This is a genomic window from Propionivibrio pelophilus DSM 12018, assembly GCF_059569095.1.
In genome coordinates, this window is the sequence record NZ_JCANUT010000010.1 from 72,600 (window position 1) to 80,310 (window position 7,711).

Annotated in this window: 10 protein-coding genes; 8 read left to right on the forward strand and 2 right to left on the reverse strand. The window is 62.5% G+C overall.

The window, feature by feature from the left end; translation table 11 throughout:
* The first annotated feature begins 1 nt into the window (after window position 1).
* The 5 genes from lolB (at window position 2) to BO74_RS06930 (ending at window position 4,996) form a co-directional block, all read left to right on the forward strand.
* The gene (lolB, locus tag BO74_RS06910; RefSeq protein ID WP_496441051.1) at window positions 2-592 is read left to right on the forward strand and encodes a lipoprotein insertase outer membrane protein LolB; all 591 of its coding nucleotides are present in this window, start codon (window positions 2-4) and stop codon (window positions 590-592) included.
* Window positions 574-1,464 carry a 4-(cytidine 5'-diphospho)-2-C-methyl-D-erythritol kinase gene (ispE, locus tag BO74_RS06915; protein WP_496441052.1) on the forward strand — a complete coding sequence of 297 codons (891 nt, stop codon included), beginning with the start codon at window positions 574-576 and terminating at the stop codon, window positions 1,462-1,464. The genes lolB and ispE overlap by 19 nt, the downstream gene beginning before the upstream one ends.
* A gap of 98 nt (window positions 1,465-1,562) precedes the next feature.
* Window positions 1,563-2,177, forward strand: a complete 615-nt coding sequence (gene thrH, locus BO74_RS06920) for a bifunctional phosphoserine phosphatase/homoserine phosphotransferase ThrH (protein WP_496441053.1) — start codon at window positions 1,563-1,565, stop codon at window positions 2,175-2,177.
* An 8-nt stretch (window positions 2,178-2,185) separates the two neighbouring features.
* Entirely contained in the window at window positions 2,186-3,052 is an 867-nt protein-coding gene (purU, locus tag BO74_RS06925; protein ID WP_496441055.1) for a formyltetrahydrofolate deformylase, read from the forward strand.
* Complete coding sequence (locus tag BO74_RS06930) at window positions 3,053-4,996, forward strand: ABC-F family ATP-binding cassette domain-containing protein (RefSeq protein WP_496441057.1); 1,944 nt, start codon at window positions 3,053-3,055, stop codon at window positions 4,994-4,996.
* 92 nt (window positions 4,997-5,088) lie between these two features.
* Here BO74_RS06930 and BO74_RS06935 read toward each other — a convergent pair whose 3' ends face one another.
* Window positions 5,089-5,895 carry an NF038132 family protein gene (locus BO74_RS06935; RefSeq protein ID WP_496441058.1) on the reverse strand — a complete coding sequence of 269 codons (807 nt, stop codon included), beginning with the start codon at window positions 5,893-5,895 and terminating at the stop codon, window positions 5,089-5,091.
* Between the two features lie 301 nt (window positions 5,896-6,196).
* Between BO74_RS06935 and bfr (BO74_RS06940) the strand changes: the two genes are divergently transcribed.
* Genes bfr (BO74_RS06940) through BO74_RS06950 form a run of 3 tightly spaced genes read left to right on the forward strand, consistent with a single transcriptional unit; the run spans window position 6,197 to window position 7,425 of the window.
* A complete protein-coding gene (gene bfr / locus BO74_RS06940; RefSeq protein WP_496441059.1) occupies window positions 6,197-6,685 on the forward strand; it encodes a bacterioferritin in 489 nt (162 codons plus the stop codon).
* A 10-nt stretch (window positions 6,686-6,695) separates the two neighbouring features.
* Window positions 6,696-7,178, forward strand: a complete 483-nt coding sequence (gene bfr, locus BO74_RS06945) for a bacterioferritin (protein WP_496441060.1) — start codon at window positions 6,696-6,698, stop codon at window positions 7,176-7,178.
* A 25-nt stretch (window positions 7,179-7,203) separates the two neighbouring features.
* Window positions 7,204-7,425, forward strand: coding sequence for a (2Fe-2S)-binding protein (locus tag BO74_RS06950; protein ID WP_496441061.1), 222 nt, complete (start codon window positions 7,204-7,206; stop codon window positions 7,423-7,425).
* A gap of 88 nt (window positions 7,426-7,513) precedes the next feature.
* Here the strand turns inward: BO74_RS06950 and BO74_RS06955 are convergent.
* On the reverse strand, window positions 7,514-7,711 hold a 198-nt coding region (locus BO74_RS06955), incomplete at its 5' end, for a transposase (RefSeq protein ID WP_496441062.1).

Sequence of the window (7,711 nt, forward strand, 5' to 3'; positions counted from 1 at the left end):
CATGCGTTCATTTTTCCAGCGGGCGCTGTCCCGCGTTGTCATCGTCGTGTCCGCGTTGCTGTTCGCCGGTTGTGCGGCGTTGCCGACGTCGGCGCCTGAAACCGCGCTTCTCTCCCGCAGTGCGCTCGACGACTTCATCATCGAAGGGCGCTTCTCGCTGCGCCAGGATGAACAGAACCATTCCGGGCGGTTGCGCTGGAAGCACGCCGGCGGGAGCGATGAAGTCCTGCTTTCGTCGCCGTTCGGGCAGGGCGTCGCCGAAATCGTCGCCGACGCGCGGCGCGCCACGCTGACCACCAACGACGGCAAGACCTATGTCGCCGCCGATACCGAGTCGCTGACCGAGCAGGTGCTCGGTTACCGCCTCCCGCTTTCCCTGCTGGCCGACTGGGTGCGCGGCCGTCTCGCGCCGGAAAGTGTCGCGCAGCGCGATACGTTCGGCCGGCCGGCCAGCATGCGTCATGAAGACTGGCGGGTCGATTACGAGTACGACAGCGATGCGCCGGATGCCCTGCCCGGCCGGCTGTTCGCCGAGCGCATCGGGTTTTTTGAATTGCGTCTGCGGATCGACGAATGGACGCGCCTGCCGTGACGGAATCCTCCTCGATGAATTCTTCCGAGCAATGGACCTGGTCGAGCGCCTATCCGGCGCCGGCGAAACTCAACCTGTTTTTGCACGTGGTCGGCCGGCGGGCCGATGGCTACCACCTGCTGCAGACGCTGTTCCGCTTCGTCGGACACGGTGACCAATTGGCCTTCTCTCCCCGCGACGACGGCGCGGTGACGCTGGCGCGGCCGCTGCCCGGCGTGCCGCCCGAGAGCGACCTGACGGTACGCGCGGCGCGTTTGCTGCAGGCCGAGACCGGTCGCCGCCGGGGCGTCGAGATCACCGTCGAGAAACGCCTGCCGATGGGCGGTGGTCTCGGCGGCGGCAGTTCCGACGCGGCGACGGTGTTGCTGGCACTCAACCATCTCTGGCAGCTCGGCTTGCCGCGCCGGCGCCTGCAGGAGATCGGACTGACGCTGGGGGCCGACGTGCCGGTCTTCGTTTTCGGCCGGAACGCGTTCGCCGAGGGCGTGGGCGAGGAACTGCGGCCGGTGGATGTTCCGCCGGGATGGTACGTCGTGCTGGAACCGCCGGTACAGGTGCCCACCGTGGATATCTTCCGCGCGCCGGAACTTCGGCGCGATACGCCGGCGATCAGTGCCGAGGCGTGGACGCCGGGATTCGGCGACAATGATTTGCAGGCGGTTGCCGTCGCCCACTTCCCGGAAATCGCCCGGCATCTGCAGTGGCTGTCGCGTTTCGCCGAGGCGCGAATGACTGGCTCCGGCGCGTGCGTCTTCGCCGCTTTCGAGCGCGAGGACGAGGCGCGCGCCGTGCTCGCCGCATTGCCTGCCGACATGCGGGGCTGGGTCGCGTCGGGTCTGCCGGAACATCCTCTGGCTGCGTTGTGCGCCTGACGCGGAGACCATCGCAACAGGGTTGATTCACTCTCCGGAGGGGAGGCGGCTTTTGGTAAAATACGCCGTTTTTTTCGCCAACCTTTTGGGAGTATTCCGTGAAAATCGTCTGCCTCGACCTTGAAGGCGTGCTGGTCCCCGAAATCTGGATCGCGTTCTCCGAGCGCACCGGCATTCCGGAACTCCGCCGCACGACGCGCGACGAGCCGGATTACGACAAGCTGATGAAGTTCCGGCTGGACATCCTGGCCGAGAAGAGGCTCGGTCTGCCGGACATCCAGAAGGTCATCTGCGAGATGGGGCCGTTGCCGGGCGCGCGCGAATTCCTCGACAAACTGCGCGAGGACTACGAAGTGATCATCCTGTCGGATACCTTCTACGAGTTCGCTCACCCGCTGATGCGCCAGCTGGCCTGGCCGACGCTGTTCTGCCACAGCCTGGAAACCGACGCCAACGGCGTGGTGGTCGATTACCACCTGCGCATGCCGGAGCAGAAGCGCGAGGCCGTCAAGCGCTTCCGTGAAATGAACTTCACCGTCGTCGCCGCCGGCGATTCGTACAACGACACCAAGATGCTCGCCGAAGCCCACGCCGGCATCCTCTTCCATCCGCCGGAGAACGTCATCCGCGAGTTCCCGCAGTATCCGGTGACCCGTACCTACGACGAACTCCGCGCGCAGATCGACAGCGCCTTTGCCCGTATCGAAGGCTGATCCTTTATATGTATTCGCAACGCTACTACACCCTTTCGGCCTCCTGTCCCGACCGCGTCGGCATCGTCGCCCGCGTCGCCGGCTTCATCGCCGAGCACAACGGCTGGATCCTTGAGTCGCGCTATCACTCGGACAACAACAACGGGGCTAGCCGGTACTTCATGCGCATCGACATCAAGGCCGATTCGCTGCCGTTCCACCTCGCCGAGTTCCGCGAGCGTTTCCGGCCGATCGCCGAAGAAATGCAGATGCAATGGCAGATCAACGACTCGGCGGTCAAGAAGCGCGTCGTCATCATGGTCAGCAAGCAGGAACACTGCCTGTATGACCTGCTGGCGCGCTGGCAATCGAAGGAGCTGGACATCGAGATTCCGTGCATCATCTCGAACCACGACACCTTTCGCGGCTTCGTCGAATGGCACGGCATCCCGTTCCATCACGTGCCGGTGACGGCGGACAACAAGGAAGCGGCCTACGCCGAGATCCGCCGGCTGTATGAGGAAGTGCGGGGCGACACGATGGTGCTCGCCCGCTACATGCAGATCATCCCGCCGGACATGTGCCGGGACTATCCCGGCCAGATTCTCAACATCCACCACTCCTTCCTGCCCAGCTTCGTCGGCGCCAAGCCCTACCATCAGGCCTATCAGCGCGGCGTCAAGCTGATCGGCGCGACCTGCCACTACGTGACCAGCGAACTTGACCAGGGGCCGATCATCGAGCAGGACGTGATCCGCATCGACCACTCCGACTCGGTCGACGACATGGTGCGCTACGGCAAGGACATCGAGAAGGCGGTCCTCGCGCGCGGCCTGCGCTACCACCTGGAAGACCGCGTGCTGGTGCACGGCAACAAGACCGTGGTCTTCAAGTAGATGATCGTCCTCAAGGGCGTCAACCTGCGTCGCGGCGCCAAGGTGCTGCTCGACGCCGCGTCGGCTGTCATCAACCCCGGTGAGAAGGTCGGCCTGGTCGGGCGCAACGGGGCGGGCAAGTCGTCGCTGTTCGCGCTGATCAACGGCACCTTGCACGAGGACGGCGGCGAATTCGCCATGCCGCCCGGCTGGCGCATCGCTCAGGTCGCGCAGAAAATGCCCGAGACGGCGCAACGCGCGACTGACTTCGTCGTCGCCGGCGATTCGGCGCTGGCGACGGCGCAGGAGGAAGTCGCCGCGGCCGAGGCCTCGGGCGACGGCGAGCGCATGGCGCACGCCTACATGGTGCTGCACGATGCCGGTTCGCACGATGCGGAAGCGCGGGCGCAGGCGTTGATCCTCGGCCTCGGCTTCAAGACAACAGAACTCGACAAGCCGGTCAACAGTTTTTCCGGCGGTTGGCGGATGCGCCTGCAGCTGGCGCGGGCGCTGATGTGCCCGTCCGACCTGTTGTTGCTCGACGAACCGACCAACCACCTCGACCTCGATGCACTGGTCTGGCTCGAAGCCTGGCTGAAACGCTACGCCGGCACGCTGCTCGTCATCAGCCACGACCGCGAATTTCTCGATGCGATAACCAACGTCACGCTGCACATCGACAGCGGCCAGTTGACGCGCTACGGCGGTAACTACAGCACCTTCGAGGAAACGCGGGCGCAACAGATCGAACTGCAGCAGAGCGCTTTCGCGAAACAGCAGGACAAGATCGCCCACCTGCAGAAGTTCATCGACCGTTTCAAGGCCAAGGCAACCAAGGCCAAGCAGGCGCAGAGCCGGGTCAAGGCGTTGGAGCGCATGGAGAAGATCGCGCCGGTGCTGACCAGTGCCGACTTCACCTTCGAATTCAAGGAGCCGGCCAACCTGCCCAATCCGATGCTGGTTCTGCGCGACACCGACTGCGGCTACCTGCCGCCGGAGGGTGCGCCCCCCGGTACGCCGCCGACGGTGATCGTGCGCAAGGCGACACGTACGGTGAATGCCGGCCAGCGCATCGGCATCCTCGGCGCCAACGGGCAGGGCAAGTCGACGCTGGTGAAAACCATTGCCCGCGAGCTGATGCCGCTCGACGGCACGGTCACCGAGGGCAAGGGGCTGCAGATCGGCTACTTCGCCCAGCAGGAACTCGACGTGCTGCGCCCGCAGGACAACCCGCTCGAACACATGGTGCGTCTGGCCAAGGAAGCGTTGCCCGAAGGCGAATCGGGGCGCGAGCAGGATCTGCGCAACTATCTCGGCTCGTTCAACTTCACAGGCGACATGGTCAAGCAGCCAGTCGGCACGATGAGCGGCGGCGAAAAGGCGCGGCTTGTTCTGGCCATGCTCGTCTGGCAGCGCCCGAATCTGCTGTTGCTTGACGAACCGACCAACCACCTCGATCTGACCACGCGCGAGGCGCTGGCCGTGGCACTCAACGAATTTGAAGGCACACTGATGCTCGTCAGTCACGACCGCGCCTTGCTGCGCTCGGTGTGCGACGAGTTCTGGCTGGTCTCGCGTGGCGGCGTCGCACCGTTCGACGGCGATCTCGACGACTACCAGAGCTACCTGCTCGAAGAGGCCCGGCGGGTGCGGGAAGAACTGAAGGTCAGCCTGAAGGAAGAACGGGCGGAAGAGCGTGCCGCCGCCCCGGTCGTCGCTCCTGCGCCGGCGAACAAGAAGATCACGCCGCAGATGAAAGCGATGAAGCGGGGCTTGGCCAAGGCTGAGCAGCGCATGGCGGACCTCGAGGCGCGGCGTACCGATCTGGAAATGCGGCTGTCGGCGCCGTTGCTACCGCAGGAAATCGGCGAACTCGGCCTGGAGTTGCAGGCGGTCAACGACGCATTGGCTGAGTGCGAGGAGACCTGGCTTTCCCTGTCCGAGCAAATCGAAGCGGATTCCTGAGGGCGACAAAAAACCCCGCGGCGTTTCCGTGGCGGGGTTTTTCCAGGGGGCGAAGCGTCACGCGCTCCCCTCCCAGCGAGCCTTGCGGCTCCTCAGACGTTCTTGCGACGACGCAGTGCGCCGAGTCCGGCCAGGCCGAAGCCGAGCAGTGCCAGTGTCGCGGGCTCCGGCGTTTCGTTGATCGGCACGTCGTTGATTGCCACGCCGGCGATTGCAAAGGCCGTGTCGTAAATCTGGTCCAGCGCATTGGTGACACCGAATCCAAGTGAATAGGTGCCTGCCGTGTCAAAGACGTACTCCATGCGAATCCAGCCGGTGTAACCGCAGCCCTGGCCGGTGCCGCCATAGCAGGAACCTGAGTACGATCCCAGCGGCGAGAAAGCCGGGCCGCCATCGATGATTTCTGTTGAGGACGGTGTCAGCGTTACTCCTGTGGCGAGTCCAGGCAGTCCAAAGCCTGGCACGGTGTCGCCGGAGGTCGTTGTTCTTGCGGTAAACAGGAAGGAGTCGAAGGTGCTGGCGCCCAAGAATAGCCCCGCCCAGGCGTACTCGGTGAACTCAACGCCGTCCGAGGTGATGTAGTTGAAGTAGAAGTTCAGCTTGTCGCCCGAACTCACCGTGAATGTTGGTGTTTGCGCGAGAGAACCGTTGGTTTCCTGCCCGGTTGCTCCGACGGGCAACGTGCCGGCGCCGACTTGGCCGCCAGCGGTTGAAACCCACTCGTAGGAACTGAAGCCAGGGGCCAGTGTCACGACACCGTCGGCGGCGGTGTTGGTTCCGCAGTTGCCCGTACAGGCCCAGCCAGTCGGCAATGGCGCAGCGACTGCTACAGAACCCGTCAGCGCCAATGCGATGGTGGCACCAGCAAGCCCCAAGGTCTTTTGAATTTTCTTGCTCATTTCTTCTCCTTTATTGCAGTTGGTCTGCAGTCAGGATCGGTTAAGCAAGTTTTATACCTGTGTCTTTAGGGTTCTGTAAATCAATGTGTTGTGAGGAAATGGTTGGCCTTGAACCCAGTCGGCTGTAAAAAAAATCGACACCATGAGCCGAGCGCGGTGGCCGTTGGTGAGCGCTCTCCGAAGCGATTGTCTCCGACCGCATATTCAGCCGCTCGGAACTCGAATCACCGCAGGTAGTCTATCCGCGAGGGCGAAAGCCAGAATTCCGGCACCGTGGGGCCAACATTGCGGAGACGACACCATGAAGGGCGACAAGAAAACCATCGACATCCTGAACGATCTGCTGGCCGGGGAATTGGCCGCCATCGATCAGTACCTGATTCACGGCGAGATGTATTCCGACATGGGCTTCCAGCGGCTCGCGGAACACTCGTTTCACGAGTCGGACCACGAGCGTGTGCATGCGCGTGCACTGATCCAGCGCATCCTGTTTCTCGAAGGCGTGCCGAATATGATCAAGCGGGACGCGCTGAAGATCGGCAAGGACGTCGTTGAAATGCTCAAGGCCGATCTCGACGTTGAGTATCGCGTCGTGGGGAACCTGAAGAAGGCCATCGCCGCCTGTGAGAAGTTACAGGATTACGTCTCGCGGGATATGCTGACCGTCCAGCTTGAGGATACGGAGATGGATCACGCCTATTTCCTCGAAAAACAGTTGCGCCTCGTTGAGCAGGTCGGTTTGCAGAACTATAAGCAGAGCCAGATCGACGGCGCTGCGCCGGCGGCCTGAGGAGCGAGCCATGAAAGGCGACAAGAAAGTCATCGATGCGCTGAACAAGGTGCTCAAGAATGAGCTGACGGCGATCAACCAGTATTTCCTGCATGCGCGGATGTTCCGTAACTGGGGGCTGGAGAAGCTCAACGACTACCAGTACAAGCAGTCGATCCGGGTGATGAAGGAAGCGGACAGGCTGATAGAACGCGTTTTGTTCCTCGAAGGTCTGCCCAACCTGCAGAGTCTCGGCAAGCTGATGATCGGTGAAAATCCTGCCGAGTGTCTTGTCTGCGACCTCAAGGCCGAACGCGAGATCCATCGGCCGCAACTTGTCGAGGCGGTGGCGCTGGCCGAGGAGCAGCAGGACTATGTCAGCCGTGATCTGCTTGAAGATCTACTGGAAGAATGCGAAGAGGCGATCGATTGGCTCGAAACGCAACAGAGTCTGATCGAGAGTGTCACGCTGCCCAACTATCTGCAGGCGCACATGGGTAGCGCGGAGGACTGAGCCGGCGCTCGCCGCGGTAACCGCCATGTATGTGTGTCTCTGCAAAGCCGTCACCGAGCGGCAGATCCTCGAAGCGGCTGAACAAGGCGCGCATTCGCTGAAGGATCTGAAGCACATGCTGGGCGTCGCCAGCGAATGCGGGAAATGCGCGGCAGACGCCAAGCGCTGCCTGAAACAGGCGCTGGAGGGGGTCGGGCACCAGCATCATCACTTCCATCACGGCCATCACCACCACATGAAGGGATGATGCGAGCAACCGGTCATTTCGCGCCGGTAGCCGCGAGAGTGGCTGGTGTCAAGTTTGAAGCGCAACACTAGAATTGATGCTGTAGGCATCAGGTGTTTGAGGCGTCAAGCTGTTCATCCGCGAGCAGTTTAGCGAAGACCTCTCTGGGGGTCTGATAGCCGAGGATGCGGCGAGGACGCTCGTTCAGGCGATAGGCAATGGCATTGAGTTCATCCTGTGATGTACCGGACAGATCGGTGCTTTTGGGGAGATACTCGCGGATCAGGCCGTTGGCATTTTCATTGCT

Bases quoted from the DNA above. Each gene is read 5' to 3' on its own strand.
- BO74_RS06950 (WP_496441061.1), top strand. From the start codon at position 7,204: ATGTATGTGTGTCTCTGCAAAGCCGTCACCGAGCGGCAGATCCTCGAA.
- lolB (WP_496441051.1), top strand. From the start codon at position 2: ATGCGTTCATTTTTCCAGCGGGCGCTGTCCCGCGTTGTCATCGTCGTG.
- BO74_RS06935 (WP_496441058.1), bottom strand. From the start codon at position 5,895: ATGAGCAAGAAAATTCAAAAGACCTTGGGGCTTGCTGGTGCCACCATC.
- ispE (WP_496441052.1), top strand. From the start codon at position 574: ATGGACGCGCCTGCCGTGACGGAATCCTCCTCGATGAATTCTTCCGAG.
- bfr (WP_496441060.1), top strand. From the start codon at position 6,696: ATGAAAGGCGACAAGAAAGTCATCGATGCGCTGAACAAGGTGCTCAAG.
- BO74_RS06930 (WP_496441057.1), top strand. From the start codon at position 3,053: ATGATCGTCCTCAAGGGCGTCAACCTGCGTCGCGGCGCCAAGGTGCTG.
- bfr (WP_496441059.1), top strand. From the start codon at position 6,197: ATGAAGGGCGACAAGAAAACCATCGACATCCTGAACGATCTGCTGGCC.
- purU (WP_496441055.1), top strand. From the start codon at position 2,186: ATGTATTCGCAACGCTACTACACCCTTTCGGCCTCCTGTCCCGACCGC.